This window comes from Cryobacterium sp. Hh11 (genome assembly GCF_004404045.1).
Lineage (GTDB): Bacteria > Actinomycetota > Actinomycetes > Actinomycetales > Microbacteriaceae > Cryobacterium > Cryobacterium levicorallinum.
In genome coordinates this window covers 258,459-285,156 of sequence record NZ_SOHF01000011.1, presented here as the reverse complement: position 1 = coordinate 285,156, position 26,698 = coordinate 258,459, and the positions used below count along the sequence as shown (strand labels likewise).

The window sequence follows — 26,698 nt, the reverse complement described above, 5'->3', positions numbered from 1 at the left end:
TGTTGCTTCAGCACTTGCGAAGCAACACTTCACCCGCTTTCGTGGGTTTAGCGGGCCCGACGCAGCGACAGTAGCGCCACGACGGCCGCTCCGAGCACCAGCGCGACGCCGATCCAGGCGGTCAGGCCCACACCGCTGTCGAAGGCGTGTCGGGCCGACTCGAGCAGCTGCTCCCCGGCCGCGGGCGAAAGATGGCCGGCCACGGACACCGCCCCGCCGAGAGTCTCCCCCGCCGCCAGCCGGTCGGCCGCGCTCAGGCCGTCCGGCAACAGTACCGCCGCCCGGTAGGACACGGTGAGGATGGTGCCGAGTACGGCCGTTCCGAGCACCGCTCCCAGTTCGTAGGCTGTTTCAGACACAGCGGATGCCGCCCCTGCCTTGTCGGCCGGCGCGGTCGCCACGATGAGCTCGTTCGAGACGGTTTCGGCCGCGCCGATTCCGATGCCGAGCAGCACGAAGGCGACGCCGATCCAGAACGCATCGATTGCACCGCCGCGCAGCGCGATCGACGCGAATCCAGCCACCGACACCAGCAGCGCCACGGGTACCACCCGCGACGGCCGTACCCGGCGTGCAATCGGCACGATCAGCAGTCCGGCCACGATCATCGCGGCCAGGCCGGGAACGAGCACCAGCCCGGCGTTCAACGGCGACAGCCCGAGCACGAGTTGCAGGTGCTGCGAGATGAAGAACAGGCAGCCGACCAGCGCCGTGACACTGAGCAGGTTGACGCCGACCGCGCCGCTGAAAGCGCCGCGTCGAAACAGCCCCATGTCGAGCATGGGGTTCGGCACATGCAGCTGTCGACGCACGAACCAGACGCCGAGCCCCAGTCCGAGCGCGATCGGGGCGACCGTGATCCAGGTCACGCCGTGCTCGGCGATGCTCTTGATGCCGTAGACGATCGGCAGCATGGTGCCGAGTGAGAGGGCAATACTGAGCAGGTCGATGCGCCCCGGGTGCGGATCCCGCGATTCGGTCACCAGAATTGGCGCCAGCACGAGCAGCGGCAGCAGAACGGGAACGGCGATCAGAAAGACCGAGCCCCAGGCGAAGTGCTCGAGCAGAATGCCGCCGACGACCGGGCCGAGCGCACTCCCGGCCGCGAACCCGGTGGCCCAGATCGCGATGGCGAGGCGACGCTGGTCACGGTCCACAAAAGTGGAGCGCAGCAGCGACAGTGTCGAGGGCATGAGCATCGCGCCGAAGAATCCGAGTGCTGCCCGGGCGAAAATGAGCCCCTCAATGCTCGGGGAGAACGCCGCGAACACCGACACCACTCCGAAACCGGTCGAACCGATCAGCAGCAGGCGACGACGCCCGATGCGGTCGCCGAGGCTGCCCATGGCCACGAGCAGGCCGGCGAGCACGAGCGGGTAGATGTCGACCATCCAGAGCAGCTGCACCCCGGTCGGCCGGGTCGCCTCCGAGATGGCGGGCAGCGCAAAGTTGAGCACGGTGTTGTCGATGGACACCAGCAGCACCGGAAGCATCAGCACCGCGAGCGCCCACCATCGTCGGCGATCGTGCACGACTGTCAGAGCGGACACCGCGCCGTGCGCCTGCCGGGTCGCGCTGCTCAGGGCGGTGCTGGTCAGGTCAAGGGGCTTGGTGGGAACAACAGGGGCAGACACGATCTCAACACTCTCTGGGTAGTTTTTGCGACCGCTCCTTCAGCGGCACAAGGTTTACTGTACCGGCTGGACGGTATAGTTGTCCAGCGTGAAGCCCGCCCATTTCGGTACCATGGGCCAATGTCGAAAAATGTGCCAGCATCATCCGTTCCTACCCGGGATCGACTGCTCGATGCCTTCGAGGACCTGCTGGTCGAGGGCGGAGAGCGCTCGGCAACGTTGGATGCCGTCGCGGCGGCCGCTGCGGTCTCCAAGGGCGGACTGCTCTATCACTTCAGCTCGAAGGGCGCCCTGATCGAGGGCATGCTGGCCCGTCTCGATGCGCTCGCGAACGAGGATGCCGAGAACATCCGCACGGCCCCGGCCGGCCCGGTCGACTACCTCATTCGAACCTCGGTGCACACCGGCAGCCCGCTCGACCGCGCCTACATCGCTGGCTCCCGCCTCGCCCAGGGTCGCGATCCACGGGCCATGCAGGTGCTCGGCGACATTCGGCGCCGCTGGCTCTCGGTCATCGAAGACGCTGTCCACGACCCGGATACCGCCGAGGCGATCATGCTCATTAGCGACGGACTCTACGTCAACAGTTCGCTGGCCGAACACGAACTGGCGCCGCAGGAGCACACCGCCGAGTCCATGACCCGGCTGATCACCCTGATCGGCCGGCTCCTGCCGCAGACCTGAACCGGATATCCCGCTGCCCACGCCGCGCGGGGTCGTAAAACGTCCTAAAACCTACCCCGGCTGTACGATTTGCGACCTTTCGGACTCACTTCGCGCGTCGGAGTCGTTTAACAGCGGATGCGAGTGGGCGCCGGCCTGGCCTCTGCCCACTCGCATCCGTTTTGAAGAGAGCTAGTCGGTGAGGACGATCTCCACCATGATCTCGGCTTCGATGGCCGCGCGAACAGAGGCCAGCAGACCGGCTGGGACCTCGGAGTCGACGGTCAGAACGCTGAGAGCCTTGCCGCCGGCCACGTGGCGGGCGATCTGCATGCCGGCGATGTTAATGTTGGCGTTACCGAATTCGCGGCCGTAGACGGCGACGATTCCGGGGCGGTCGGTGTAAAGCATGACGATGAGGTTCTTGGCGAACGGGACCTCAACGTCGTAGCCGTTGATCTCGACGATCTTCTCGATCTGCTTGGTCCCGGTAAGGGTACCCGAGACGGAGACCTGCGAACCATCGGCGAGGGCGCCGCGCAGGGTGATCACGTTGCGATACTCGGTCGATTCGGCGTCGGTGAGCATGCGCACGGTGACACCGCGCTGCTCGGCCAACAGCGGCGCGTTGACGTAGGAGACGGTTTCGCTGACCACGTTGGTGAAGATGCCCTTGAGCGCGGCGAGCTTGAGCACGCTGACGTCGTACTCGACGAGTTCGCCGCGCACCTCGATGTCGACGCTCGTGAGCGGGCTGTGGGCGGCGAGGCCGGAGAAGACCTGGCCGAGCTTTTCGACCAGCGGGATGCCGGGACGCACGTAGGGATCGATGACGCCACCGGCCACGTTGACCGCGTCGGGCACGAGCTCGCCCGACAGTGCGAGGCGCACGGACTTGGCGACGGAGACGCCGGCCTTCTCCTGCGCCTCGTCGGTCGACGCACCGAGGTGCGGCGTGGTGATGATGTTGTCGAGGCCGAGCAGCGGCGAGCCGGTCGGCGGTTCACTGACGAACACGTCGAGGCCGGCGCCGGCGATGGTGCCGGCGACGAGGGCTTCGTGCAGTGCGTCTTCGTCGATGAGTCCGCCGCGGGCGACGTTCACGACGAACGCGGTCGGCTTCATGAGCTTGAGCTGGGCTGCACCGATCATTCCGGTGGTCTCCGGCGTCTTCGGCATGTGGATCGTGACGAAGTCGGACTGCGCGAGCAGTTCATCGAGGGTGACCGGGGTCACGCCGAGCTGCTGGGCGCGCGCCGAGGTGATGTAGGGGTCGTAGGCGATGACGTTGGTGCCGAAGGCCTGCATGCGCGCGGTGATCAGGGCGCCGATGCGGCCGAGACCGATGATGCCGATGGTCTTTTCGTACAGCTCGGTGCCGGTGTACTTGGAGCGTTTCCACTGACCGTCGGCGAGAGCGCCGGAGGCGGCGGGGATGTGACGGGCGAGGCTCAGGATGTGCCCGACGGTCAGCTCAGCGGCCGAGATGATGTTGGAGGTGGGAGCGTTGACGACCATGACGCCGGCCGCGGTGGCGGCCTTAATGTCAACGTTGTCCAGGCCGACGCCCGCACGAGCGATGACCTTCAGGAACGGAGCGGCCTGAATCGCTTCGGCATCCATTTTGGTGGCGGAGCGTACCAGGACGGCCTGCGCGGTGGCGAGCTCGGCGAACAGCGCGGAGCGATCCGTGCCGTCTACCTGGTGAATGTCAAAGTCGGGCCCGAGAGCATCGACGGTGGCGGGGGAAAGTTCTTCGGCGATCAGGACGACGGGCTTCGACAATAAAATCGGATCCTTAGATTGCGGGTGTTGGTGGCAGGGCAATAGGCGCCACTCTTTTTTCCACCCTACCGGCTGCACAATAGAGCCATGAGCAGCGACGTAATAGACGGACTCCAACTGGCCCTGCGGGTTATTCTCGCGGTGGTCTTCATCGGCGCCGGGATCATCCATTTTCTGCCCACGGTGCAGCGCACCATGGCGGCGATGATTCCGCCGCGACTGCGCACGGCGGGCTGGACCAACCCGACCAACCTCGTGCTGTTCACCGGGCTGTGCGAGCTGGCCGGCGGCTTCGGGTTGCTGTATCCCCCGACTATGCTGCTAGCCGCTGGGGCTCTCGTGCTGTTTCTGGCGGCGGTGTTTCCGGCTAACGCCTATGCCGCCCGGCACAAGAAACGATTCGGGCGGATCGCGATTCCGTTCGTTCCCCGACTCATCGCCCAACTGGTGCTGATGGCTCTGATCGTGGTCGCCGTGATCTAGTCAGGCGATCAGCCGACCGAGGCCGAACACCGTGGCGATGTCGAGCGACAGGGCAGCAACCGCACAGAGTCCGACGAGCAGGGTCAGCGCCTGCACTCCGAAGGCCCGGTTGCGGCCGAGCCAGAAGGCGAGGGCGTAGACCAGCACCGGCAGGAGTACCGCAAAGATCAGCACGGCCCAGCCGAAGCCGCTCAGTTGGGTGTCGAGGGACTGCGCCTGCAGGTTCAGACCAACCAGGTTGCCGATGGCTTCCCAAACGTCGTAGGCGTAGAACAGCCCGATGAACAGTGCGATGGTCAGCAGGATCCAGCGCGGCGGGCGGCGACGGTGCACGGTATTCGTACCAACGGTGCCGGTGGGCTCGAGGTCGCTCATCCGGGGAGCCCCGATCCGAGCAGGAAGGGCACGGGAATCAAAACGACCGCGCCGATCAGCAACCAGACCCAGCGTGCGCGCGGCCGGCTCAGGGTGAGCCAGAAGGTCGCCCCAAACCAGATCACGGGTGCCGCCACGGCCAGCCAACCGCCGAGGGAGGTCATAAAATCGGCGACGGGATCGCCCGCAGTGAGAACCGTCGAACGCGCGAGGCGGGACACGCCAAGGAACCAGCCGATCGAGTAGAGCAGGTACATTCCGGCGAGGATGCCCATGCCCACCAGGGCGGCCGAGCTCGCGGCCGCGCCATCCGATTCGGTCTTATCGGCATCCGCTGCGGTGTCGGTGGGGGCAGCATCCGTTTTGGGGGTGGTCCACCCCTCCGGCAGGCTGGTCGTCTCTGGCGCGGCCCGACCGGTTCCCCCGGGAGCCAGCGTCGGGTCGTCGTCACCGGCCCAGTTCAGCGCATCGTCGTCGCGTGTGGCATTCATTTTTCCAGAGTATCCGGTTGCCGCCGAAGCTACCCGAACAGCGGCTTCAGAGCGGTGACCAGTTGTTGCACGCCCAACACGATAAAGAGCAGCGCGCAGATGCCCAGCGCACCGTTGGTGAACCACTTATTGCGCCATTCCCGCGGGATGCGCTTGCCGTTCAACAGTCCCAGCAAGGTGATGGCGAGAAACGGCATGAATAGTGAGCCGAGTACGCCGTAGGCCAGAATGAGGCCGATCGGTGAGCCGAGCAAAAACAGGATCATGGGCGGAAAGGTGAGCCATAACAGGTAGAACTTGAAGTATTTGCCACCGACGAGGGTATCGGGGTGGCCGGACTTCTTACCGCGCATATTGCCCCAGAAGTCGGCGAACATGAGGCTCACGCCGTTCCACACACCGATGATCGATGAGAACGATGCCGCCCAGAAGCCCACCAGAAATCCGGTACCGACGACGACGCCGTACTTCTCGTTGAGCACCGTGGAGAGGTCGAGCAATCCCTTGTCCCCCGCGCTCAGGGTGATACCGGCAGCGGCGACCACCTCGGCGCCGACGATGAGCATGGCGACGACGAAGATGCCGGTCATGACGTAGGCCATGCGGTTGTCGATGCGCATGACTTTCATCCAGCGCGGAGTGGACCAACCCTTTTCGCGTAGCCAGTAGCCGTAAGCGGCGAGGGTGATGGTGCCGCCGACACCGCCGGCCAAAGCGAGCGTGTAGAGCACTCCCCCCTCAGGGATGATCGGCACGAGGCCGGCGAGCATGGCCGGAAAGTCGGGCACGGCGATGACGGCGAGGCCGACGACGGTGATGAACATGATGCCGACGAGCACTGCTGTGACCTTCTCAAAGAAGGCGTAGCGGCCGAACCAGACCATGGTGAGACCGGCGAGACCCATGAGAACGGCCCAGACCGGCAGCGGAAAGACCGGGAACAGTGCGGCGAGGGGCAGGGCAGCCGAGGACATGGCAGTGGCGCCGTAGACGAAGCCCCACAACATAATGTACGGACCGAAGTACCAGGTGGTCCATTTACCGAGGGACCGCCAGCCCTCGAAGATGGTCATGCCGGTAGCGAGGGTGTACCGGCCGGCGCCCTCGACCAGCACGATCTTGAGGATCACGCCGAGAATGACCGCCCAGAGCAGGGCGTAGCCGTAGCGGGATCCGGCGACGAGGGTGGCGACCATGTCGGCCGCTCCGACGCCGGTCGCGGCCACGACCAGTCCGGGGCCAACGATCTTCCATTTGGGAAGCGGACCGTCGTCGAGGGGGGCAGGGGCGACCAGCTTGACGTCGCCGGTGTTGTTGCCTGAGGTCATGGTGGTACCGGCCTTACGCGAGTGGAAAGGAGGCCCCACAGGCCCTCGTTTTGCAGGACTTGCGGCGAAGCTGTGCGTCGGTGCACAGGACCAGCGGAACCGGCCATGCGACCGGTGCATTCCTCGACTCTACCTATATTGGGGTAATCAACGGGTTTTCACACGGAGGTGAAGGCCACCGCCCGGTCGACTCCGTCATAGCCACCGGCCGGCGCTGCGAGACCGAACAAAGCAGCCACCGTCGGTGCTACGTCCATCGTGCGCGCCGGGTCCGACAGGGTGATTCCGGTGCGCACGCGCGGGCTTCCACCGGAGATGAAGAACGGAATCGGCTCCGTCGTCGGATGCCCGTGATTGCCCGGAATCGGATTCGACAGCACGGCCGGATCAGAAAAGCGCCAGCCCGCCCGGCAGTAGGCCACGAGGTCACCGGCGTTTGCGCCCAGTCGCAGCTCTGCCGGTTCATGCACCGCGAGCACCCCCTCGTGGGCCGTGACCAAAGCACGGACTTCGGCGAGTCCGGCAGCACGGCCGGCGTCGCTGCCCACCCAGTACACCAGGTCGGCGCCGCCGTTCTGACCGATGACGACCTGCTCGCGCAGTGCCGGGTGATCCTGCAAAATGAGCTCAATCGAGATCACGTTCGAGGGGATCGACCAATCCATCGAGTGGTCGGCGAGCACCATGATGACACTGCTCTCCCAGAGCCCGACAGCGACCAGGTGATCGACGAAACGACCGATCTGAGAGTCGCTCCGGGCCAGAGCCGCGGTGCGGGCGATCTTGACCGAAGAGCCGGTTTCGTCAGAATGCCCGAATCGGTCGATGTCGCCGAAGTTGGCGAAGACCAGGTCGGGGTCGGACGCCGTGACCATGGCGATGAGGGCGTCCATCGTGAACTGGTCGGGCGCGTGGCCGCTCACCGGTACGAGCGGCGCCGGCTCCCACCGGTAGGTCGCGCGTTCGCCGAATATTCCGAACAGGTACTCCTTACTGAGCACCGAACCGGTGGTCAGGCCCCCGGTTCGCAGCCGCTCCAGCACGGTCGGAAACCGCAAATCGCTCGGTCGGTCCAGGTTGCGCACAACACCTTCAGCACGGTCGTAGACGGCATTCGCCGGAACACCGGAGCGGTCCGGCCGGACGCCGGTCATCATCATGACGTGATTGGGGATGGTCTCCATAATGGGGAGCGACCGGGCCGCCGGAAAATTGACGCCCTGTGTACGCAGCGCGTACAGGCGGGGTGTGAGCTCGCGCGTGATCTCGTCGGGGCGGCATCCGTCAATGACCAGCACATACACCCGGGTACGGGCGGCGGGGGCTCTTGGGTCTGCAGCAGCGGATGCCCCGGCCCAGGCCGCTCCCGGCGCAGCGGACAGCACGACGGCAGCTCCGGCGCCCACGGCAATCTTGAGAAATGTCCGACGGTTGGCGATGCCGTCTGCTTGGCTCACCGCTGTCAGCGAATCGAGGCCGCTCACAACGCGGCCGTCACCGTCTGCGTACCGGCCGCGACCCGGAACGACGTCGACAGTGAGCTCGTGGACGCCGGGCTGGTGCGCTCCGACAGCACGTACCAGTCCATCCGCACCGCTGCCGGTGTCACCTCGAGCACGGAGAAGCCGTGCGAGTCGAAGTCGAGGTATTTGACGTGCGGGTTCGCGGTCCGGAACGCGGTTTCAACGGCGAGGGACGCGGTGCGCGGCGGCACCCCGAGAATGTCGTCGAGATTGTCGCTGGTCACCGAGGTGCAGACCAGTTCGGTGGCGACGGAGGTGCCGGTTGTCGGGTAGGTCAGCGGGTCGGCCGGAATGTCGCAGGCCCAGCCGGAGTGGATGTCCCCGGTGAGGAAGACGGTGTCCGTGACGCCGTGGTCGCGCAGGTGACTGATCACACGACTGCGATCGGCGGCGTAGCCGTCCCACTGGTCGACGTTGTACGGCACGCCGTCGATCGTCGTGGTGCCAAGGAGGGCCTGCACTCCCCCGATCTCGGCGGTGGACAACGTCGACGGAAAGCGCACCGGCGCGATCATGACTGGGTTCCCCACGAGTTTCCACTGCGTGTCGGTTTGCGTGAACCCGTCGAGGAGCCAGTCCATTTGTGCGGTGCCGGTGATGGTGCGGTCGGGGCTGGAGATGTCGGCGCTGACGATGTTCGCGGCCTGCTCGCTGCGGTAGCTGCGCAGGTCGAGCATCGACACACTCGCCAGGTCGCCGAAGCCGAAGCGACGATAGAGCTGGCCGCCCACGTCGTAGCGCACCGGCATCCACTCGGCATAAGCCTGCTGGGACGCCTCCCGCCGCGCCTTCCAAGTGCCCTCGGCACCCTCGGCGCCCTCGGTGTGGTTTTCGGCGCCCTCCGACCAGGCATCGTTGGCGGATTCGTGGTCGTCCCAGGTGACGATGAAGGGCACCGCGGCGTGCAGTGCCTGCAGGTCGAGGTCGGATTTGTACTGCGCGTGCCGACGACGGTAGTGCTCGAGGGTGATCATTTCGGTCGTGGGGTCGTGTGGCCGCACGACCACGTCACGGGCCTGGTACTCACCGACGCCGTATTCGTAGAGGTAGTCCCCGAGGTGCAGCACGACGTCGAGGTCGCCGCGATCGGCGAGGTGGCGGTACGCGGTGAAGAAGCCCGCCTGCAGGTTGGCGCAGGACACGACACCGAGGCGCAGGCGATCGATGGCGACACCGGCGGCCGGGGCTGTCTTGGTGCGACCGACCGGGGAAACGACTCCGCCGGAGCTGAAGCGAAACCAGTAGCTGGTGGACGGCCGCAGCCCGGTCGGTGTCGCCTTCACCGTGTGATCCCGGGCTGCACCGGTTATGGTCGTGCCCCTCGCTGCGACCCGCAAAAAGCCCGAGTCCTCGGCCACCTCCCAGGTCACCGAGACGTCGGGGCCCTGGCCCGACCCGGGTGCGGCTTCGTTCATCGGAGTGACCCGAGTCCAGAGCAGGATGCCGTCGGGCAGCGGGTCTCCGGAGGCAACCCCGTGGTCGAATCGGGTGCCGGCGGACAGGACGGCGGCGTTCGAGCTGGCTGGCTGGCCGCCCACGGTCGCTGCTGCGGCGCCGGCAACAACGAAAACACCGGCCGAGAAGAGATCACGTCGAGAGAGAGTAGACATCACCCCAGTTTGGGGGCGACTGCCGAATACTTGGCAGTGAGATCATTCTGTTCACCGAGTGTTCAGCGCGGGCCGGCTGGTGTAGGTCAGGCCAGTCGACGGATTCCGGCGCTCACGCACCACGTCCACCCCAGAATACCCACGAGCGCCAGGCGCTCCGCGAGCCCGACCACACCAGGCGCCCAGGCACTGGCGGCGACGACTGCGAGCAGACCGGTCAGGGTGAGCGCCGCGAAAACCATCGCCCACGGCTGCACCCGCGGCATAACCCGGCGGATGCGCAACCAGGCCGTGAGTAGCAGGATGGCGATCAGGGCCGCGACGAAGCCGAAGGACGCTACGGCCAGGTGGATGGCGCCGACGGTGGTCGACGTCTGCAGGGTGCTCTCGTGGGACGCGCTGACATCGGTCGGAAAGAAGGCGAGCACGGCCGAGCTGGCTCCCCCGACAAGAAACAGCCCGAGGCCGGCGCCGAGCAGCAGGTCCCGACGCCGTGGGACCAGCAGCCTGGCCGCCAGCGCGATCGCCACGACGGCGGCGACGCAGAACACCGCTCGCCCGAGAAAATTGAGGTTCATGATCCAGCCGAACGGCCCGACCGCGAGGTTGCTCTCGGCGTCGCTGATCGGGCTGTAGTGCGGCGGCAGAAAGTGCAGCACCACGTCGATGAACACGTAGAGGCACACGCCGAGCATGGCCAGGGCCGACATGCGGTTGCGCCACACCGTTTGATTTTCGGTGCCCACGGCATCCGTTGTCATTCGTCTGCCCTTTCGACGCTCGTGCCGGGGAACGAAGAAGGGGCTCTCGCGAACGAGAACCCCTTCCTCAATCTAAGCGGATACTTAGCGCGACACCGAACCATCGGTGTAGTCGTCGTCGTTCGAGGCATTCCACGCGAAGAGCTTGCGCAGGCTGCGGCCGGTGGCCTCGATCGGGTGCTCTTCGCCCTTCTTGCGCAGGGCGAGGAACTCGACTCCGCCCTTGTCCTGGTCGGCGATGAAGCGCTCGGCGAACGCGCCGCTCTGGATGTCGGCGAGAACGGCCTTCATGTTCTCCTTGACGCTCGGGTCGATGACGCGCGGGCCGGAGACGTAGTCGCCGTACTCGGCGGTGTCGGAGACGCTCCAACGCTGCTTGGCGATGCCACCCTCCCACATGAGGTCGACGATGAGCTTGAGCTCGTGCAGCACCTCAAAGTACGCGACCTGCGGCTGGTAGCCGGCCTCGGTGAGAACCTCGAAGCCGTACTGGATCAGCTGTGAGGTACCGCCGCAGAGCACTGCCTGCTCGCCGAACAGGTCGGTTTCGGTTTCTTCGGTGAAGGTGGTCTTGATGCCGGCGGCGCGCAGGCCACCGATCGCCTTGGCGTAGCTGAGGGTGAGCGGCCAGGCGTTGCCCGAAGCGTCCTTCTCGACGGCGACGATGACGGGAACGCCGCGACCGGCTTCGAACTCGCGGCGCACCGTGTGGCCCGGACCCTTCGGGGCGACCATGACGACGTCAACGCCGTCGGGCGCAGTGATGTACCCGAAGCGGATGTTGAATCCGTGTCCGAAGACGAGGGCCTTACCGGCAGCCAGGTTCGGCAGTACGTCGTCCTTGTACAGGTGACGCTGCACCTGGTCGGGCGCGAGGATGACGATGACGTCGGCCCAGGCCGCGGCATCCGCTGTGGACAGCACGGTGAAGCCGGCTTCTTCGGCCTTGGCCTTGCTCTTGGAGCCGTCCTTCAGGCCGATCTTGACCTCGACGCCGGAGTCGCGCAGGTTCTGCGCGTGGGCGTGACCCTGCGAGCCGTAGCCGATGACGGCCACCTTCTTGCCCTGAATGATCGACAGGTCGGCGTCTTTGTCGTAGAAAATCTCAGACAATGTGTATTTCTCCTCGTGAATTGATTAGTAGAAAAAGTTGAAACCGTTAGTTTTTGAAGACCCGCTCGGTAATCGATTTGGAACCGCGGCCGATGGCGAGCATGCCCGACTGCGCAAGTTCGCGAATTCCGAACGGCTCGAGAATGCGCAAGAACGCCTGGGTCTTGCCGGTGTCACCGGTGACCTCGATGACGAGGGCGTCGGCGGCGACGTCGACGACCCGGGCTCGGAACAGGGTGACCGCTTCGAGCACCTGCGACCGGGTCGTGTTGTCCACCTTGACCTTGATCAGGAGGTGTTCGCGCTGCACCGACTGGGTGGGGTCGAGTTCGACGATCTTGATCACATTGATCAGCTTGTTGAGCTGCTTCGTCACCTGCTCGAGCGGGATGTCCTCGACGTCAACCAGAATCGTGATGCGGGACAGCCCGGCGATCTCGCTGTGCCCCACGGCGAGGCTCTCAATATTGAAGCCGCGACGCGCGAACAGGCCGGCGACGCGCGTGAGCAGGCCGGGCTTGTCCTCGACGAGCAGGCTCAGAACGTGGCTCGTCACGATTACTCGTCTCCCCAGGTGGGTGCATGGTCTTTGGCGTACTGAACGAAACTGTTGCTGACTCCCTGCGGAACCATCGGCCACACCATGGCGCCGGGGCTCACAATGAAGTCGATGACGACGGGGCGGTCATTGGTGGCGAGGGCCAGTTTGATGGCATCATCGACCTGGTCCTTGCTGGTGACCCGAATTCCGAGCGCACCATAGGCATCCGCCATCTTGATGAAGTCCGGAACCATGGCGGTACCGTGACCGGTGTTCAGGTCGGTGAAGGAGTGCCGCCCGTCGTAAAACAGCGACTGCCACTGGCGCACCATGCCGAGGGAGGAGTTGTTGATGATCGCGACCTTGATCGGGATCTTGTTGATCGTGCAGGTGGCGAGTTCCTGGTTGGTCATCTGGAAGCAGCCGTCGCCGTCGATCGACCAGACCACGCGGTCCGGCTCGGCGACCTTGGCGCCCATCGCCGCGGGAACCGAGTACCCCATAGTGCCGGCTCCTCCCGAGTTGAGCCAGGAATTGGGACGCTCGTACTTGATGTACTGCGCCGCCCACATCTGGTGCTGGCCAACGCCGGCCGCGTAGACCGCTTCCGGGCCGGTGAGCTCGCCGATTCGCTGGATCACGTACTGCGGGGCCAACAGGCCGTCGGTGGGCTCGGTGAAGCCGAGTGGGAACTCGTCTTTCAAGCCACGCAGGTAGGTCCACCACTCAGCGGTGTCGGGAACACCGGCGTCGGGGGCGGCGGCCTGAACCGCCTCCTGCCAGGCAACGATGAGATCGGCGATGACATCTTTGGCATCACCGACGATGGGTACATCGGCCAGACGGATCTTGGAGATCTCGGCCGGGTCGACGTCAACGTGCACGATCTTCGCATTCGGGGCGAATTCGCTGATCTTTCCGGTCACCCGGTCGTCGAAGCGTGCTCCGAACGAAATGATGAGGTCGCTCTCCTGCAGCGCGAGCACGGCGGGAACGGTGCCGTGCATGCCCGGCATTCCGAGGTGCTGCGGGTGCGAGTCGGGGAAGGCGCCACGTGCCATCAGGGTGGTCACGACCGGTGCGCCGGTCGTCTCGGCGAGCACGAGCAGCTCGGGTGAGGCCTTGGCCCGGATCACACCGCCGCCCACGTAGAGCACCGGCTTCTTGGCATTGAGCAGCAACTGGGCCGCAGCCTGCACCTGCTTGCCGTGGGCCTTGACGATCGGCCGGTAACCAGGAAGGTCGAGCTTCGGCGGCCAGATGAACGGTGCCAAGTTCTGCTGCGCGTCCTTGGTGATGTCGACGAGCACCGGGCCGGGGCGTCCGGTCGAGGCGATGTGGTACGCCGAGGCGATGGCCGCCGGAATCTCCTCTGCCCGGCGAGCCAGGAAGGAGTGCTTGGTGATCGGCATCGTGATGCCGATAATGTCGGCCTCCTGGAAGGCATCCGTTCCCATGGACGTCGAGAAGACCTGGCCGGTGATCGCGAGCAGCGGGACCGAGTCCATGTAGGCGTCTGCAATGGCCGTGACCAGGTTGGTGGCACCCGGTCCGCTCGTGGCGATCGCCACGCCGACCCGGCCGGTTGCGGAGGCATAACCCTCGGCGGCATGACCGGCACCCTGTTCGTGGCGCACCAGAATGTGGCGGATCTTGGTTTGCGTCATCAGCTCGTCGTACAGCGGGATGACGGCGCCGCCGGGGATACCGAAGACGTCGGTAACACCGAGCAGCTCCAGGGTGCGAATGATCGCCCCCGAACCGGTGAGCATTTCCGGCTCCGCGGACGCGGGGGCCGAGGGCACAGGCGTGGTTTCCGTGGTCATGATCGTAGAATCCCTACTTTGAAATCGGTCTTGCGACATCTATCAGCGTGTCCCCACGGGGTGCGCCGGTGAGCCGGTGCGCAGCGTCAGCCGGTGATGGCGCCTTCGGCGGCGGAATGCACGAGCTTTGCGTACTTTGCCAGCACGCCCCGGGTATAGCGCGGGGGAAGAGGCGCCCAGCCGACTTGCCGGGCGGCCAGCTCAGCAGGTGCGACCAGTAGGTCAAGCGTGCGAGCTGCGATATCGACCCGTATCAGATCACCATCGCGCACGAAGGCGATGGGACCTGCGTCCACCGCTTCGGGTGCTATGTGGCCGATGCACAGTCCGGTTGTGCCGCCTGAGAATCGACCGTCCGTTAATAGTAGTACATCGGAGCCGAGGCCTGCGCCCTTGATGGCGGCGGTGATCGAGAGCATCTCGCGCATTCCCGGCCCGCCCTTCGGGCCTTCGTAGCGGATGATGACGACGTCACCCTTGTAGATTTTCCCCCCGGTCAGGGCGTCCATCGCCGCGCGCTCTCGCTCGAACACCCGGGCGGGGCCTTCGAAGACGGCGGCGTCGAAGCCGGCGGTCTTCACCACTGCACCTTCGGGCGCGAAGCTGCCCTTGAGAATGGTGATGCCGCCGCTCTTGTGGATCGGGTTGTCGAGGGTGCGCAGCACCTCACCGTCGAGGTCGGGCGGGTCGATCTCGGCGAGGTTCTCGGCCACGGTCTTGCCGGTCACGGTGAGCGCGTCGCCGTGGATCAGGCCGGCCTCGAGCAGCGCACGCATGACGACGGGCACGCCGCCCTGGCGGTCCACGTCGTTCATGACGTACTTGCCGAACGGCTTGAGGTCGCCGATATGCGGAACCTTGTCGCCGATGCGGTTGAAGTCGTCGAGGGTCAGCTCGACCTCGGCCTCGCGGGCGATGGCGAGCAGGTGCAGCACGACGTTGGTGGAGCCGCCGAAGGCCATGGCCACGGCGATGGCGTTCTCGAATGCCTTGCGGGTGAGAATGTCGCGCGCGGTGATACCGAGGCGCAGCATATTGACCACGGCCTCGCCCGAGCGGTGGGCGAAATAGTCACGGCGACGGTCAGCGGATGCCGGGCTCGCCGAGCCGGGCAGACTCATTCCGAGGGCTTCCGCGACACTGGCCATGGTGTTCGCGGTGTACATACCGCCGCAGGCGCCCTCGCCCGGAGCGAACGCGCACTCGATGCGCTTCGCATCCGCTTCACTCATGCGGCCGGCCTTGACCGCGCCGACGGCCTCGAACGCGTCGATAATGGTGATGTCTTTTTCGGTGCCGTCGCTGAGTTTAACCCAGCCCGGGGCAATGGAGCCGGCGTAGAGGAACACGCTGGCGAGGTCGAGGCGGGCGGCGGCCATGAGCATGCCGGGCAGGGATTTGTCGCAACCGGCCAGCAGCACGCTGCCGTCAAGACGTTCGGCCTGCATGACGACCTCGACCGAGTCAGCGATGACCTCACGCGAGACAAGCGAGAAGTGCATGCCCTCGTGGCCCATCGAAATGCCATCGCTGACCGAGATGGTGCCGAACTGCAGCGGGTAGCCGCCACCGGAGTGCACGCCTTCTTTGGCGGCCTGGGCGAGGCGGTCGAGCGAGAGGTTGCACGGCGTGATCTCGTTCCACGAACTCGCAATGCCGATCTGGGGCTTGTCCCAGTCGGCGTCGCCCATGCCGACGGCGCGAAGCATTCCACGCGATGTGGTGGCCTCGATTCCATCCGTGACGGCGCGGCTACGGGGTTTCACATCGATCTCAGACATGCCTCTGAGTCTAGAACCTCAGGGCGCCCTCTATTTTCAATGGGGCCTCAGAGCGCAAGACCAGCACGGAGTGCGGCGATGCGCACGAGGACCTGAGTGACTTCCTTGGGGCTGCGCACCCGGTAGCCGGCGAGGGTCGCGCCCTGGCCGATCTTGAGGCCGAGGTCGTCGTCACGCAATGCCGCGAAGGCGTCTTCATCGGTCACATCGTCGCCGGCGTAGAACACCCGGTCGGCCCCGGTGTACTCCCGCAGCTTCTCGAGGGCATCGCCCTTGGTGCTGGAGCGTACCGAGAATTCCAGCACGTTCTTACCTTCGCGAACGGTAAGTCCGGGCAGTTGATCGGTGAGCTGTTCCCTTGCCTCGCGCTGGGCAGTTTGGCCGTCTTTCTCGGTCGCGAGCCGGGTGTGCAGGGCCAGACCGGCGGGCTTGCGCTCGATGGTGGTCCCGGCAATCGATCCGGAGATGCTGGTGAGCACCCGGGCAAGGGTGTCGAGCTGTTCGAGCTCAGAGGAGACCAGGTTGAGTTCGATCTCGGGGGTGTCCAGCTGAACCTCGATGCCGTGAGAGCCGGTGAGCAACACCGAACTCTGCGGCTGGGCAACGTGCTGCAGACTCACCAAGGCGCGCCCAGAGACGAAGGCTACGCGCACCCCGGGCAGGTCGAGCAGGGCTTGAACGGCTTCCCGGGTGCCGGTGATTGCACGGGCGTCTTCGGGGTGGTCAACGTGCGGGGCCAGCGTTCCGTCGAAGTCGAGGGCGATGAGCACGTTCTCGGCACCGGCAAGATTCTGCAAGGCCAAATCGAGATCGTCGGGGATTCCGGCCGCCACGGCAGCGCCGCCGGTGAGGGCCCGCAGGAACGAGGCCGACCAGGCGGCAACATCGTTCTCCGCGACCTTGCGGCGCAGCGACCGCATACGTCTGGCGCGTTCCCGCCGGGGCATCTCGACCGCACGCACGATGGCGTCCTTGGTGCCGTCGATGTCGTGCGGATTGATCAGGATGGCCTGTTTGAGTTCATCGGCGGCGCCGGCGAACTCGCTCAGCACGAGCACCCCGTCGGCATCGAAGCGCACGGCGACGTATTCCTTGGCGACGAGGTTCATGCCGTCACGCAGCGCGGTGACGAGCATGACGTCAGCGGCGAGATACATCGCGACCATTTCTTCACGCGGGTAGCTGTGGTGGTGATAGCTGATGGCGGTGTGGCTGATCGTGGAGAAGTCGCCGTTGAGTCGACCGACGGCGAGTTCAATCTCGTCGCGCAGGGCCATATAGGTGCTGACCCGTTCGCGGGACGGGCTCGCGATCTGCACCAGGGTGACGTCTTCGACACTCAGGCGTCCGTCGGCGAGCAGTTCCCCGAAGGCCTTGATGCGGTGGCCGATGCCCTTGGTGTAGTCGAGCCGGTCGACACCCAGCATGAGCGTTTTCGGGTTGCCGAGGTCCTCCCGAATCTGACGTGCGCGGGCCTGGATATCGGGGCGTCTGGCCAGTTCTTCGTAGGCGGCCGCGTCGATCGAGATGGGAAAGTGCTTGGCGATGACACGACGAGTCTCTCCAGTCTGCCCGCTCTGGCCAGTCTGCCCGCTCTGGCCGGTCTGCCCGCTCTGGCCGTTGTCACCGGTGGGCACGTCGATAACGACGCCGCGGGTGGCATAGCCATAGAGACGACGCACCGCTTGGGAGAAATTGCCGGCATCCGCTACCCGTTGAAAGCCGATAACGTCGGCGCCGAGCAGGCCGTGCAGAATCTGTTTACGCCAGGGCAGCTGAGCATAAATGCCATATGGCGGAAATGGAATGTGATTGAAGAAGCCGATGACGAGGTCGGGGCGGGCCTCCCGCAGCAGGCGCGGAACGAGCTGCAGCTGGTAGTCGTGCACCCAGACCGTGGCTCCGGGGGCGGCGACCGCTGCGGCGGCGGCAGCGAATCGACGGTTCACCCTGACGTAGGCGTCCCAGGTTTCGCGGTGATAGCTCGGCGGCGCAATAACGTCGTGGTAGAGCGGCCAGAGGGTGTCATTGGAGAAGCCCTCGTAGTAGTCCTCAATGTCTTCTTCGTTGAGCCGCACGGGCACGAGCGAGATGCCGTCATTATCGAACGGCGCAAAGGAGCGATCAGCGACGCCGGGCCAGCCGACCCAGGCGCCGTTTGACGCACGCATGAGCGGTTCGAGTGCGGTGACCAGGCCTCCGGGTGAGGTGCGCCAGGTGACGGCACCGTCGTCGCCTTCCTCGAAGTCGACCGGCAGCCGGTTGGAGACGACGACGAGCGTGTACGCACCGGTTGCGGTGTCATCGGGCGCAGCGTCAGCCCCTGAATCGTCGAGTGCGGTCTGGTCGCGGTCGAACCGCGTGGAGTCGGCTGAATAAGTAATGGATCATCCGTTCCGGGCACACCCGCGGTGCACGCCTGTGTTGCCCTCCCAAGGGTACCAGTCGCCCCCCAGTCTCATGGGGGGCACCGCGCCCTACGCCCTCGCCAGCCCCAACCCGAACGAGCGGGCTCCGCGCGCTCGGGCCACACTCCAGAACGAGAGCAGCACGCTACCGATCGCGAACAGGAGCAGTATTGCGGCGGCGGCGGCAACATCCGCTCCCCCGCTTTCACTGACAATCGCCTGCAGGCCGTTCACGGCCCAGGTCAGCGGCAGAAAGGGGCTCAACGCCTGGAACGGGGCGGCGACGAGTTCGATCGGGTACAGCCCACTCGCCGCGGCGAGTTGCAGGGCGAGCAGCACGAGCGAGATGACGATGCCGACCCGACCGAACGCGACGCTCAGCCAGTGCTGCACGGCCACGAACACGAAGGCCAGCAGCAGGGCGAAGCCGAGGGTGGCCGGCAGCAGCGTCCACGCCACATCGAGGGCGGTATGCAGCAGCACGGTGACCAGAACGGCCTGGCCGGCAACGATGGCGAAGGCCCGGCCGAGGCCGCGACGCAGCAACCGGCCGGTGCTCGTCGTCGAAGCCAGGGCGGATGCTGTGAGCGGTGTGAACAGCAGAAAGACGACGAGGGCGCCGATCCACAGGCCGACCGGCACGAAAATCATGCCGATGATCGGGCCGGCCGAGTCGATCGCGTGGTCGCGCTCGGTCGTAACACTGACCGGCTCGGAGACGACCGCGGCGGTGGTCGCGGCATCGGTATCGGTGAAAACGGATGCCCCCGCCGCGCCGTCCGCCAGCCCGGTCGCGAGCTCGGCGGCCCCGGCTTCCAGTGCGTGCGTCCCGGCCTGGGCCGACTCGGTGCCGGAAGCGAGGGTACCGAGCCCAGCGGAAATTCCTTGCACACCGGTCGCGAGATCGCTTGCACCGCTCGACAGGGCTGGGCCGCCAGCCGCGAGCGTGAGCGCACCGTTCGCACTCGACGAGATGCCGTCCAGCACCGACCCAATACCGGTGCCGGCTGCCCCGATGCCCGGGCTCTGGGCGCCGAGTGCGGTGAGGCCACCCTGAATTTGCGCGAGCGCGCCGGCGTAGAATGCGACATTCGGGTCGGCCTGCATCTGCGCGTTGAGGGCCGTGAACGCTGCCGCCGTTCCCTGCACTCCCGAGGCGTAGGCCGGGAGCCCGGTTTCGAGCGGAGCCAGCGCGCCGGCGCCGGACTTCAGCTCGGTCAGCCCCGCGCTCAGCCCGGTGACGCCGTCGGTATAGGAGGCCACGCCCGAGGCATAACTCGTCGCTCCGCTGGCAGCGGATGCCGCCCCGGTAGCGGCGGTCGCCGTGCCGGCCGCAAGGGAATCGAGGCCGGCCTTGACCCCGCTCACCCCGGTGGAGAGCGCGGCCGCGCCGTCGGCGGCATCGGTGAGGGACGAGCCAAGCAGGGCGAGATTCGTGTACAGGCCTTCGAGATACTGCGCGGTGATCGCCTGGCCGAAGGCGCCCGTCATGGCCGAGCCGACCGATTGGGCCAGCGAGCCGGCGAGGTAGGAATGGGCGTCATCGGTGCGAATATCGAGGTCGGCCTGCACCGGGGTGCTGCCTGAGAGCGAGGTGATCGAGGCGGAGAAATCGCTGGGGATGGTCAGAATCGCGTAGGCGTCTCCGGCGGCGAGCGCCGCTTGCGCGTCGGCCGTGTTGGAGATGGTCCAGTCGAATCCGGCCGTGCTGGCATCGCTGGCGCTGGGCGCGGTCAGTTCGGTCACGAGCAATCGACCGGCTAGAACCTGTTGTTCGGTGCCGTCCGGCAGGGTGGTCGTGACGAATTCGTCGTTGTTCACGACGATCGCGGGAATGGTGTCGACCCGGTCATCGGCCGAGACGAGAGCCACCGTGAACAGTCCGGCCACGGCGAGCGGCACGGCGACCACGACGGCCACGAGAGCGGCGACGGTCAGCCGCCGCCGCCGCGGGGTACGGCTGAACAGTTTGTCGAGTGCGGTGCTCATCGCTGCAGGACCTTTCCATCGAGGGAATCCATCATCAGGTCGACGTCAACTGGCGCGTCGAGATCGATCTGCTGCCACGGTCGATCGTGCGCCGATTCCGGGCCATCGATGTCGAAGCGTGCAGCGCCGAGCACCAGCGTGGTTGTCGGGGGTGCCAGCATGGCCAGTACCGTCGCCAGGTCCCGGCCCAGGAAGGGCTCGGGGAGGCCCTCGCCGAGGTCGACGAAGACCACACCGGGGCGTTCGGTGAGCGCCGCCGCGACCAGCACGGTCGCCCGACCGTGGGCCGGTAGCGCCGAAATCGTCGTGGCGGCCGTCACCGGCTGACCGGCACCCAGGGCCCGGTTAATACTGCTGATCCAGTCGGCGCGACGGCTGGCGACCGAGGCAGTCCGGTACCAGGGCAGGGTGAGCCGCAGCCGTTCGGCGAGCAGTTCTCCGACGGTGATCTCGGTGTCCCGATGCTCACCGATATCGGCGAGGGCAACCCGGCGCAGGGCCTGCTGCCGGTCGGATGGCAGCGGGTAGCCGAGCACCTGCAGTCGTCCGCTGACCGGATCGAGTCGCCCGGCCAGGGTGGCCGCGACGACCCGGCGGTGGCCGGCCGTGCCGGTGAGCCGCACGAGCGAACCAGCCGGAATACTCAGGCTGAGCGGACCGATCGGCGCGGTCTCGAGGCCGAAGACGACTTCATCGGCCGTGATCGCATCGGTCTGCTCCGCAGCCCACGCGCTGTCGTGCAGGTGCTGGCGCAGTCCCTCCCCCTCGATGTCGACGTTCGGCAGCAGCCGCCCGAGCCAGCGTGGCAGCCACCAGGCGGCGTTTCCGGCGAGTGCCATCGCGGCCGGAACGAGCGTCATGCGCACCAGGAAGGCGTCGAGCATGACACCGATAGCCAGCGCGAAGGCGATGCCTTTGATGGCGCCGGTGCCGTCGGGGACGAACGCGAAGAAGACGAAGAACATGATCAGGGCCGCGGCGGTGACAACCCGGCCGGCATGGGCGAAGCCGTGGATGATCGATTGCCGGGCGTTGCCGGTGCGCACGAATTCCTCGCGCATTCCCGAGACAAGGAACACCTCGTAGTCCATCGCGAGGCCGAACAAAACCGCCATGAGCAGAATTGGCAGAAAGCTGAGGATGGGGCCGGGGTTTTCTACGCCGAACAGGTCGGGAAACCAGCCCCACTGAAAGATCGCCACGGTGGCGCCGATGGCGGCGAACACCGACAGTAAAAAGCCGAGCGCGGCCTTGATCGGCACGAAGACGGAGCGAAACACCATCATGAGCAGAATGATCGAGAGCCCAACCACGATGAGCGCGAAGGGAATGAGGGCGTCGGTCAGCCGGTTGGAGATGTCTATGCCGACGGCAGTCGCGCCCGTGACGGCGATCGGGGTGCCGAGGCTCGCGGTGATGCCCGGGCCGAGGTCTCGAATCATTTGCACGAGGTCTTTCGTGGCCGCGGCATCCGGTGCGCTGTCGGGCATCACCTGAATGATGGCCGTGTCGACGGTGGGGTTTGGGGTACCCGTGCCCACGTAGGCGACGCCCGGCAGGTCGCGAATCTGGGCGCCGATGGTGTCGAGGTCGCCGAAGATGTCGGTGGTCTGGGTGATGTCGACGACGACGATGAGCGGGCCGTTGTAGCCGGGGCCGAAGCCGTCGTTGATGAGCTGGTAGGCCTCCCGCTGGGTGGAGCCGGCCGGTTCGGAGCCGCCGTCCGGCAGGTTGAGGTCGAGGCTGAGTGCGGGAATGGCGAGGGTTCCCAGCACGCCGACCACCACGATGACGGCGACGATCGGGGCTTTGAGTACCAGTCCGACCCAGCGCCGGCCCAGGGTCGGTCTTCCATCGTCGGGGGCGGTCGCCCGGCGGTGGGCCCGTCCGCCGACCGTGGGGATGAGTTTGCCCTTGACCACGCCGAGCACGGCGGGCAGCAAGGTCACGGCCACGCCGATCGAGACCAGCACGGCGAATGCGGCGCCGAGTCCCATCACGCTCAAAAAGGGGATGCCGACCACGAGTAGTCCGAGCAGGGCGATGATCACGGTGATGCCGGCAAAGACCACGGCGCCACCGGCGGTGGCGACGGCCGTCGCGGCCGATTCGTGCGGTTTCATGCCGGTAGCCAGCTGGGATCGATGCCGCGACAAAATGAACAGCGAGTAGTCGATGCCGACCGCGAGCCCGAGCATGAGCGCGAGCATGGGGGCGGTGCTCGAGACCGAGACGAAGGCGCTCACCGCGGTGATGCCGCCGATCGCGACGCCGACGCCGATCATGGCCATGAGCAGCGGCATGCCGGCGGCGAGCAGGGAACCGAAGGTGATGAGCAGCACGACGCCGGCGAAGAGCACGCCGAGCACCTCGGTGACGGTGATACCGAAGGTGTTGTCCTGAAAGACCTGGCCGCCGAACGCGACCTGCAAGCCGGCGTCCTCCCCGATCGACCGAGTGGCCACGAGGGCGTCGAGGGTGTCCGTAGACACGTCGGTGGACTGCCCAGTGAGCGCCACCTGGCTGAAGGCGGTCTCGGAGTCGCTCGAGACGGCATCCGCTGCGTAGTCGCTGAACGGGGTGATCACGGTGTCGACGCCGTCGATGGCGCCGATCTCTGTGGCCATGCTTTCGATGGCGGCCCGGTACGGCGCATCATCAATGGATGCCCCGCTCGGCACGTGATAAACGACCTGCACCTGCGCGCCGGCCGCCGAGGGGAACACCGCGGCGAGCGAGTCGATGGCATCCTGCGACTCGGTGCCGGGGATTGCGTAGGACTCCTGCGTCTGGCCGTTGAGGGCTACGCCGCCGCCGAAGATGCCGGCGAGCAGCAGCACCCAGATACCGATGACGAGCCAGGCCCGCCGGTAGGCGAAGTGGCCGAGACGATACAGAACGGTTGCCATGAAAACTACTTTCGGACGGCGCAGAAATTCAGGAGTGAGCGGGGCGCGGGTGCACGGAGACGGGGGCGAGCAGTTCGGTCATCACGGTGCGCAGCGCCGGACGCAGGTCGTCGTCGGGCAGGGTAGCCTCGCCCAGAAAGGTCATGCCGGCCACGAGCGAGTAGGCGGCACCGCCGAGGGCGAAGCCGAACCGCAGGCGGTCTTCATTGCTCGCGTCGTCGTGGCAGATACTCGCGGCGAGTCGAACGATGAGCAGTCCGGCCCGGTCGATGATGGCGATGCCGCGCAGCGACTGGGCCTGGTTGATGAAGGTGTGCAGTTCCAGCCGAAACTCGAGCAGAAAGTCGATGAAGTCGTCGACGAACCGCTCACGGGTGGCAATGCTCTCGGGCGCGGTCACGAAGCGGTCGAGAACAACCTCGAGCTGGTCGATGGCCGGCGTGAGCACCTGCTCGAGCAGCACCTCCTTGGAGGCGAAGTGGTAGAGCACGCTGGATTTGGAGAAGCCCGCGATGTCGGCAATATTCTGCAGCGAGGTTGCCGCGAATCCCACCGAGGCGAACTGGGTCAGCGCGACCTGGCGCAGATCGGCGCCGGTTTGTGAGCGGATGCCGCCGGCCGGCGGTGCAGCGGATGTCGCAGGAAGAATGGGCACGACCACAGGCTAGTTGACCGATCGGTCAGATCCTGTCCGATCGGTCAGTTCAGGGGTTTTTCTCAGCCTATTCGGGTTTGCCCCGGCCGGGGAGGCTCCGGGTAACCTTAGGCCGGAGGTTCACATGCGAAAGTTCATATTCAGCAGTGCCATGATCGGCGTCATCGCCGGCGGATGGAACACCGTGCAGGCCACCAGGCACGGACCGCGCGACTGGCGTCTGCTGATGTTGTGGCTGGGGTGGGCGCTGAGCGCCGCTGTGGCCATCGGCACGGTCATCGAAGACGCCAATAAACGCGAAATCGACAGCTGAGTTCGGCTGCTGGTCGGCGCGCCGTCCGGCGAGTCGCGGTTTGGTGGCCGAAACTGGAGGTTGCAGCTGATTGTCGGCTGCATCTGAAAGGGGCTCGTCATGTTTGGTCGTCGACGCCGACGTTTGGCCGCGAGCGCGGCGATGAGCGTGGCCGCAGCTCCAGTCCTTGGCGACGAACAGATTTTTGAGCTGCTGCACGACAAACTCGGCGAGCTGATCGGCGAAACCGGTGCCTGGACGCTCTCGCCCCGGACCCCCGGCGATACCGACGTCATTTTTCACGGGCTCAAGGCCCGGGAGATCGCGGTCGAACTGACCGAGACCATCCTCACCGAGCAGGCGACGCTGCGCGGCGAAAGCAGCGGCGAACCGACGGCGTTGTCCTGGACCCCGGCCCCGATTGTCACCTGGAACGAACCCGTCTCGATCACCGCGCAGCCGATCGACGCAGCCCCGATCCACACCCAGCTGATCAACACCGCCCCCATTGCAACCGTGGCCAGCGCGGACGACGACCTCGCCGCGGCATCCGCTGCCTGGATCGATAAGGCATCGGCCACCCTCGCCTCCGCTCGCCTCGTAGCCTAAGCAGATCGTCAGCGCACTCTCACCCTCCTGCTGACAGGATGGCCTGATGGCACTCCCTATTGAGGACTACGCACTGATCAGCGACTGCCACTCGGCGGCACTGGTCGGACTCAATGGCAGCATCGACTGGCTCTGCCTGCCCCGCTACGACTCCGCGTCAATGTTCGGTGCGCTGCTCGGCGATGAAAACCATGGCCGCTGGCTGCTCGCGCCCGCCGACCCAAACGCCATCGCCACCCGCCGCTACGACGGCGACACCTTCGTGCTATCGACACTGTGGACCACCAGCACCGGTCAGGTCGAGGTGCTCGACTTCATGCCGCACGGTGATGGCCGGGCCGACCTGGTGCGCCGGGTGCGCGGCATCACCGGCACGATGGCGATGACGCAGGATCTGCGCATCCGCTTTGGCTATGCGACGACGATTCCGTGGGTGCGCCAGCTGAAGGGCGAGTCGGTGCGCGGCCTGGTCGCGATCGCTGGACCCGACGCCATCGTCGTGCGCGGCCCGGCCCTGCACGCCTCAGACCACCGGCACGAATCGCACTTCGATGTCACGGCCGGCGAAACCGTCGATGCCCAAATGACCTGGTATCGCTCGCACCGGGAGATTCCACCGGCCATTGACATCGATGCGGCCTACCGCTCGACCCGCGCCTGGTGGCAGAGCTGGGCATCCCGTTGCAGCCACGAAGGCCCCCTGCGCGCCCAGGTGGTGCGTTCGCTGCTGGTGCTGCGCGCCCTGACACACGAACGAACCGGCGGCATCGTGGCCGCAGCGACCACGTCACTCCCCGAGCAGGCCGGGGGCACCCGCAACTGGGATTACCGCTACGTCTGGCTGCGGGACGCCTCGCTCACGCTCGAGGTGCTGCTCAGCCACGGCTACGAGGTGGAAGCCGGCGACTGGCGGGCCTGGCTGCTGCGCGCCATTGCCGGGGATCCGAGCGACGTGCAGATCATGTATGGGCTCTCCGGCGAGCGCTACCTCCCCGAACGCGAGCTGAGCAGCCTGCCCGGCTACAACGGCTCCTCCCCCGTGCGGGTGGGCAACGACGCGGTCAACCAGTTCCAGTCCGACGTCATCGGCGAGGTCATGGTTGCCCTGCACGCCGCACGCGCTGCCGGGGTGCGCGAAACCGAATTCTCCTGGCCGCTGCAACGCGCGCTCATGAGCTTTCTCGAGAAGAACTGGCGCCGGGCCGACCAGGGCATCTGGGAGGTGCGCGGGCAGGCCCGCGAATTCACGCACTCCCGCGTCATGGTCTGGGCCGCATTCGACCGTGCCGTGCGCGGCATCCAGGAGTGCGGCCTCGACGGTCCGCTCGAACGCTGGAAGACGCTGCGCGACGAGGTGCGCGCCGACATCGAAACTCGCGGTTTCAACGAAAATCTCGGCAGCTACGTGCAGTACTACGGCAGTACCGAAGTGGATGCTTCCCTCCTCGTTCTCCCGCAGGTCGGCTTCTGCGCCCCGACCGATCCCCGCATGCTCGGCACCGTGGCCGCGATCGAGGCGGACCTCTGCCGTGATGGCCTGCTCCTGCGCTACCGCACGGCTGCCGGGGTTGACGGATTGCCGCCGGGTGAGAATCCGTTTCTGGCCTGCTCGTTCTGGCTGGTCGAGCAGTACGCCACCTCCGGTCGCATCGACGATGCCAACACACTGATGAACCGCCTGCTCGGCTTCGTGAACGATGTCGGCCTGCTCTCGGAGGAGTACGACGTGGCAGGCGGGCATCAGGCCGGCAACACCCCGCAGGCGCTCTCCCACCTGGCCCTGGTTCGGGCAGCGGATGCCATCGTCGCGGGCCTGGCCTCCCCCATTCGAGTGCTGGCGGGCTGACGGGCCGGCGGAAGAAATCACAACCTCTACAGTTCGGCGCTTTTTATTGTAGGTATTCTTCAGCGCCGGGTACCTG

General features: G+C 66.2%; 20 protein-coding genes and 1 pseudogene. 5 read left to right on the top strand and 16 right to left on the bottom strand.

Features of this window, described 5'->3' with window-relative positions:
- Positions 1-47: 47 nt before the first annotated feature.
- Entirely contained in the window at positions 48-1,550 is a 1,503-nt protein-coding gene (locus tag E3T46_RS04960) for an MFS transporter (protein WP_241980468.1), read from the bottom strand.
- Positions 1,551-1,754: 204 nt separating this feature from the next.
- Here E3T46_RS04960 and E3T46_RS18665 point away from each other — a divergent pair, with 204 nt between their 5' ends.
- On the top strand, positions 1,755-2,318 hold the full coding sequence (locus E3T46_RS18665) for a TetR/AcrR family transcriptional regulator (RefSeq protein ID WP_134577666.1): 564 nt from the start codon (positions 1,755-1,757) through the stop codon (positions 2,316-2,318).
- 171 nt (positions 2,319-2,489) lie between these two features.
- On the opposite strand, the gene serA is transcribed toward E3T46_RS18665, so the two are convergent.
- The gene (gene serA, locus E3T46_RS04950; RefSeq protein WP_134577665.1) at positions 2,490-4,082 is read right to left on the bottom strand and encodes a phosphoglycerate dehydrogenase; all 1,593 of its coding nucleotides are present in this window, start codon (positions 4,080-4,082) and stop codon (positions 2,490-2,492) included.
- 87 nt (positions 4,083-4,169) lie between these two features.
- Between serA and E3T46_RS04945 the strand changes: the two genes are divergently transcribed.
- Positions 4,170-4,565 carry a DoxX family protein gene (locus tag E3T46_RS04945; RefSeq protein WP_134577664.1) on the top strand — a complete coding sequence of 132 codons (396 nt, stop codon included), beginning with the start codon at positions 4,170-4,172 and terminating at the stop codon, positions 4,563-4,565.
- On the opposite strand, the gene E3T46_RS04940 is transcribed toward E3T46_RS04945, so the two are convergent.
- From E3T46_RS04940 to E3T46_RS04875, 14 genes and pseudogenes are all read right to left on the bottom strand, one after another.
- A complete protein-coding gene (locus E3T46_RS04940; RefSeq protein WP_092449277.1) occupies positions 4,566-4,940 on the bottom strand; it encodes a hypothetical protein in 375 nt (124 codons plus the stop codon). It lies immediately after the preceding gene.
- Positions 4,937-5,431, bottom strand: a complete 495-nt coding sequence (locus E3T46_RS04935) for a DNA polymerase III subunit gamma/tau (RefSeq protein ID WP_134577663.1) — start codon at positions 5,429-5,431, stop codon at positions 4,937-4,939. The genes E3T46_RS04940 and E3T46_RS04935 overlap by 4 nt, the downstream gene beginning before the upstream one ends.
- A gap of 29 nt (positions 5,432-5,460) precedes the next feature.
- Positions 5,461-6,759, bottom strand: a complete 1,299-nt coding sequence (locus tag E3T46_RS04930) for an Nramp family divalent metal transporter (RefSeq protein ID WP_134442613.1) — start codon at positions 6,757-6,759, stop codon at positions 5,461-5,463.
- A gap of 158 nt (positions 6,760-6,917) precedes the next feature.
- Positions 6,918-8,216 carry a nucleotide pyrophosphatase/phosphodiesterase family protein gene (locus E3T46_RS04925; RefSeq protein ID WP_134577662.1) on the bottom strand — a complete coding sequence of 433 codons (1,299 nt, stop codon included), beginning with the start codon at positions 8,214-8,216 and terminating at the stop codon, positions 6,918-6,920.
- 23 nt (positions 8,217-8,239) lie between these two features.
- Complete coding sequence (locus E3T46_RS04920; RefSeq protein WP_134577661.1) at positions 8,240-9,892, bottom strand: alkaline phosphatase D family protein; 1,653 nt, start codon at positions 9,890-9,892, stop codon at positions 8,240-8,242.
- A gap of 86 nt (positions 9,893-9,978) precedes the next feature.
- Positions 9,979-10,653: a DUF998 domain-containing protein gene (locus E3T46_RS04915; RefSeq protein WP_134577660.1), complete on the bottom strand. Its 675-nt coding sequence runs from the start codon at positions 10,651-10,653 to the stop codon at positions 9,979-9,981.
- 84 nt (positions 10,654-10,737) lie between these two features.
- A complete protein-coding gene (gene ilvC, locus E3T46_RS04910; RefSeq protein ID WP_134577659.1) occupies positions 10,738-11,766 on the bottom strand; it encodes a ketol-acid reductoisomerase in 1,029 nt (342 codons plus the stop codon).
- 46 nt (positions 11,767-11,812) lie between these two features.
- On the bottom strand, positions 11,813-12,322 hold the full coding sequence (gene ilvN, locus E3T46_RS04905) for an acetolactate synthase small subunit (protein ID WP_092449283.1): 510 nt from the start codon (positions 12,320-12,322) through the stop codon (positions 11,813-11,815).
- Positions 12,323-12,324: 2 nt separating this feature from the next.
- Positions 12,325-14,133: an acetolactate synthase large subunit gene (locus tag E3T46_RS04900; protein WP_134577658.1), complete on the bottom strand. Its 1,809-nt coding sequence runs from the start codon at positions 14,131-14,133 to the stop codon at positions 12,325-12,327.
- 86 nt (positions 14,134-14,219) lie between these two features.
- Positions 14,220-15,914, bottom strand: a complete 1,695-nt coding sequence (gene ilvD / locus E3T46_RS04895) for a dihydroxy-acid dehydratase (protein ID WP_134577657.1) — start codon at positions 15,912-15,914, stop codon at positions 14,220-14,222.
- Between the two features lie 47 nt (positions 15,915-15,961).
- A pseudogene (gene otsB / locus E3T46_RS04890) lies at positions 15,962-18,199 on the bottom strand (trehalose-phosphatase); the annotation flags it as partial.
- A 192-nt stretch (positions 18,200-18,391) separates the two neighbouring features.
- Entirely contained in the window at positions 18,392-20,311 is a 1,920-nt protein-coding gene (locus E3T46_RS04885; RefSeq protein ID WP_134577655.1) for a YhgE/Pip family protein, read from the bottom strand.
- The gene (locus E3T46_RS04880) at positions 20,308-23,220 is read right to left on the bottom strand and encodes an MMPL family transporter (protein WP_134577654.1); all 2,913 of its coding nucleotides are present in this window, start codon (positions 23,218-23,220) and stop codon (positions 20,308-20,310) included. Before E3T46_RS04880 ends, E3T46_RS04885 begins: the two co-directional genes overlap by 4 nt.
- A gap of 28 nt (positions 23,221-23,248) precedes the next feature.
- Positions 23,249-23,875 (bottom strand): TetR/AcrR family transcriptional regulator, encoded by a 627-nt coding sequence (locus tag E3T46_RS04875; protein ID WP_241978934.1) that lies wholly within the window; start codon positions 23,873-23,875, stop codon positions 23,249-23,251.
- Positions 23,876-23,999: 124 nt separating this feature from the next.
- Between E3T46_RS04875 and E3T46_RS04870 the strand changes: the two genes are divergently transcribed.
- The 3 genes from E3T46_RS04870 to E3T46_RS04860 all read left to right on the top strand — a co-directional run bounded on the left by E3T46_RS04870 (position 24,000) and on the right by E3T46_RS04860 (position 26,622).
- Positions 24,000-24,188 carry a hypothetical protein gene (locus tag E3T46_RS04870; RefSeq protein WP_134577653.1) on the top strand — a complete coding sequence of 63 codons (189 nt, stop codon included), beginning with the start codon at positions 24,000-24,002 and terminating at the stop codon, positions 24,186-24,188.
- Positions 24,189-24,287: 99 nt separating this feature from the next.
- A complete protein-coding gene (locus E3T46_RS04865; protein WP_134577652.1) occupies positions 24,288-24,776 on the top strand; it encodes a hypothetical protein in 489 nt (162 codons plus the stop codon).
- Positions 24,777-24,822: 46 nt separating this feature from the next.
- Positions 24,823-26,622 carry a glycoside hydrolase family 15 protein gene (locus E3T46_RS04860; protein WP_134577651.1) on the top strand — a complete coding sequence of 600 codons (1,800 nt, stop codon included), beginning with the start codon at positions 24,823-24,825 and terminating at the stop codon, positions 26,620-26,622.
- The last annotated feature ends 76 nt before the right edge of the window (positions 26,623-26,698 follow it).

Bases quoted from the DNA above. Each gene is read 5' to 3' on its own strand.
- E3T46_RS18665 (WP_134577666.1), top strand. From the start codon at position 1,755: ATGTCGAAAAATGTGCCAGCATCATCCGTTCCTACCCGGGATCGACTG.
- E3T46_RS04945 (WP_134577664.1), top strand. From the start codon at position 4,170: ATGAGCAGCGACGTAATAGACGGACTCCAACTGGCCCTGCGGGTTATT.
- E3T46_RS04940 (WP_092449277.1), bottom strand. From the start codon at position 4,940: ATGAGCGACCTCGAGCCCACCGGCACCGTTGGTACGAATACCGTGCAC.
- E3T46_RS04935 (WP_134577663.1), bottom strand. From the start codon at position 5,431: ATGAATGCCACACGCGACGACGATGCGCTGAACTGGGCCGGTGACGAC.
- E3T46_RS04930 (WP_134442613.1), bottom strand. From the start codon at position 6,759: ATGACCTCAGGCAACAACACCGGCGACGTCAAGCTGGTCGCCCCTGCC.
- E3T46_RS04920 (WP_134577661.1), bottom strand. From the start codon at position 9,892: ATGTCTACTCTCTCTCGACGTGATCTCTTCTCGGCCGGTGTTTTCGTT.
- E3T46_RS04915 (WP_134577660.1), bottom strand. From the start codon at position 10,653: ATGACAACGGATGCCGTGGGCACCGAAAATCAAACGGTGTGGCGCAAC.
- E3T46_RS04900 (WP_134577658.1), bottom strand. From the start codon at position 14,133: ATGACCACGGAAACCACGCCTGTGCCCTCGGCCCCCGCGTCCGCGGAG.
- ilvD (WP_134577657.1), bottom strand. From the start codon at position 15,914: ATGTCTGAGATCGATGTGAAACCCCGTAGCCGCGCCGTCACGGATGGA.
- E3T46_RS04885 (WP_134577655.1), bottom strand. From the start codon at position 20,311: ATGAGCACCGCACTCGACAAACTGTTCAGCCGTACCCCGCGGCGGCGG.
- E3T46_RS04880 (WP_134577654.1), bottom strand. From the start codon at position 23,220: ATGGCAACCGTTCTGTATCGTCTCGGCCACTTCGCCTACCGGCGGGCC.
- E3T46_RS04870 (WP_134577653.1), top strand. From the start codon at position 24,000: ATGCGAAAGTTCATATTCAGCAGTGCCATGATCGGCGTCATCGCCGGC.
- E3T46_RS04865 (WP_134577652.1), top strand. From the start codon at position 24,288: ATGTTTGGTCGTCGACGCCGACGTTTGGCCGCGAGCGCGGCGATGAGC.
- E3T46_RS04860 (WP_134577651.1), top strand. From the start codon at position 24,823: ATGGCACTCCCTATTGAGGACTACGCACTGATCAGCGACTGCCACTCG.